Source organism: Clostridium bowmanii, from assembly GCF_018861315.1.
GTDB lineage: Bacteria > Bacillota > Clostridia > Clostridiales > Clostridiaceae > Clostridium_AD > Clostridium_AD bowmanii.
Window position 1 is genome coordinate 1 of the sequence record NZ_JAHLDL010000089.1, and the last position, 2184, is coordinate 2184.

At 34.2% G+C, this 2184-nt stretch carries 2 protein-coding genes and 1 pseudogene; all 3 read right to left on the reverse strand.

Features of this window, described 5'->3' with window-relative positions; all coding sequences use genetic code 11:
* Positions 1–75: 75 nt before the first annotated feature.
* Positions 76–1092 (reverse strand): annotated as a pseudogene (gene tnpC, locus KPL51_RS22925) (IS66 family transposase); the annotation flags it as partial.
* A gap of 154 nt (positions 1093–1246) precedes the next feature.
* Entirely contained in the window at positions 1247–1603 is a 357-nt protein-coding gene (tnpB, locus tag KPL51_RS22930) for an IS66 family insertion sequence element accessory protein TnpB (protein ID WP_216166736.1), read from the reverse strand.
* Entirely contained in the window at positions 1597–1917 is a 321-nt protein-coding gene (tnpA, locus tag KPL51_RS22935) for an IS66 family insertion sequence element accessory protein TnpA (RefSeq protein WP_216166738.1), read from the reverse strand. Before tnpA ends, tnpB begins: the two co-directional genes overlap by 7 nt.
* Positions 1918–2184: the final 267 nt, after the last annotated feature.

Below are 2184 nucleotides of genomic sequence, written 5' to 3' on the forward strand. Positions count from 1 at the left end.
TAGATTATCCGAGAAAAACATGAGAATCTCTAGAATTTATGCGATCTCAAGAGATCCTTCTCGGATAATCATATTTCTAGGATAATGAGCCCAGCAGCCAACTAGTTTGACATTAGGTATCCCATGATACCCTGGATAACCATCTACATGAAGATATCCTTTGAAATTTTCTAGAAACTTACGTGCATACTTACCAGCACGTGTAGTTTGATATTCATACAGGACAATCTGAGTATCATTATCAGCTCCGGTACGATATAGCCACATGTAAGAATCAGATTGCGCAGATCGCCCTGGCTCATTTAGCACCTGTAATCTAGTTTCATCTGCATGAAGAATATCATATTTTAATAAATTAACATGCAAGCGATCATACAAAATTTTAAGCCAATCATTACCTCCATGAATCATCCAGTTAGCCATGTTTTGCCTAGATATTTCTATATCCAAACGAGCAAACATCTGCTCTTGACGATATAGCGGCATAGCATTCACATATTTTTGAACCATTATGTATGCCATAAGTGATGGTGACACAAGGCTTCCTGGTAATATTGATTTTGGCATTGGAGCAGTAATTACAGGAGTTTTGATTTCATTTTGTTCGCAATCACGGCAGCTGTAAACATATTTAACGTGCTTTACAACTACTACTTTTGCGGGAATTATTTTAAGCTCTCGTCTTACTTCTGTGGTCATCTCATGAAGAATATTACCACATTGAGCACATATACGTTCCTCATCAGTAAGACGATACTCTATAACTTCAACGGGAAGCTTTTTTAAATCAGCTTCTCGCTTTCCAACCTGTTTTTTGCGTTTATAAGTGATTTCTTCTATGGTAGGTTCAGAAACTTTTAAGTCAGATTCCTTTTCAGCTTCATCAAATAAGAAATTAAGCTGATCCATATCTGTTTTTTCACTAGAGGTTCCAAAACGTTTCTGTTGGCTCAATCGAAATTGTTCTTCATACCAATTAAGCTTAGCAGTAAGTTCCTCAATCTGAAACTCTTGCTTAAAGCACCTATTTTTTAGGTCATCTAATGTATATTCAGTTTCAGTATTTGCAGAAGATTTTTTAAAGATTTCCATTGATTATCACCCATATTTTCTTTGATTTCTTTTCTTTTATTATAACATATTTCGTCGTGAGAAGAAAGAAAAATATGCTCTAAAGCATTGATTTTAAAGGCTTTTTAAACATGATTTCAATATGAATTTATTGTTTTAAACTTATCACTTTTCATCAAATAATTATTCGCTCTGTTACTGGTTTATGTGCTTGCTTTTGTTCTAATGTTAAGCCATCTAATAACCACCTAAGTTGCCTTTGACTTATATTTAATGTTTTACCTTCTTTATTAGAAGGCCACTTGAATTTTCCTTTTTCTAGACGCTTGTAGTGAAGCCAAAAGCCATCATTTTCCCATTCTAATATTTTTAGCTTGTCTTTGTTTCTATTAGAAAAAACAAAAAGACATCTGGAGAAAGGATCTAGATTAAAGCTTTCTTGGACTATAATTGCTAAACCATCAATATTTTTACGAAAATCAGTGACACCGCAAGCAAGATAAACGTTATCTACAATATTATTACCTAGCATAGCGATAACAACAATTCTGTTACTTTTGAAAATAAATCCTTATTGAAACCTGAATTTATCTCCATGGATGCATTACCTATTTTCACAATTAAGGGTTGCTCTTTAGAAATGACTTTTAATTCAGAGGTGTCAACTGAAATCCAACTGGTTGCTTTTTCAGTTGTAGTGTTGCTTGGTTTGAATACACGAATCCAGTAACGTAGTGTAGCTGGCCTAATCTTTTTTGATTCGCACCACATTTGTGCTGTTTGGCCACTGGATTTAAAGTCTGTCACTCGTTGTTCCCAAATATAACTAGCTTTTGTTCTTGACATAACAATAACCTCCTTGCTTTGAGGTTATTATCTCACGAATTCAAAAGTATAGGAATGTGGGAAGTATTTGACCCTTACTTATAATTAAAATGCCTCCCAGAATTAACTGAGAAGCATTATTTATTTCTACAATTTAAATTATACCACTTACAATTCGTCATTTTCGTCAACTTTATAATCAAGTAGGAGGCTAATCATTATCTGATTAGCCGACCTCTTACACCACCGTGCGTACCGTTCGGTACACGGCGGTTCAATAGAAATTAA

Excerpts from the sequence above, each read along its gene's own strand:
- tnpB (WP_216166736.1), bottom strand. The coding sequence starts at position 1,603 with ATGCTAGGTAATAATATTGTAGATAACGTTTATCTTGCTTGCGGTGTC.
- tnpA (WP_216166738.1), bottom strand. The coding sequence starts at position 1,917 with ATGTCAAGAACAAAAGCTAGTTATATTTGGGAACAACGAGTGACAGAC.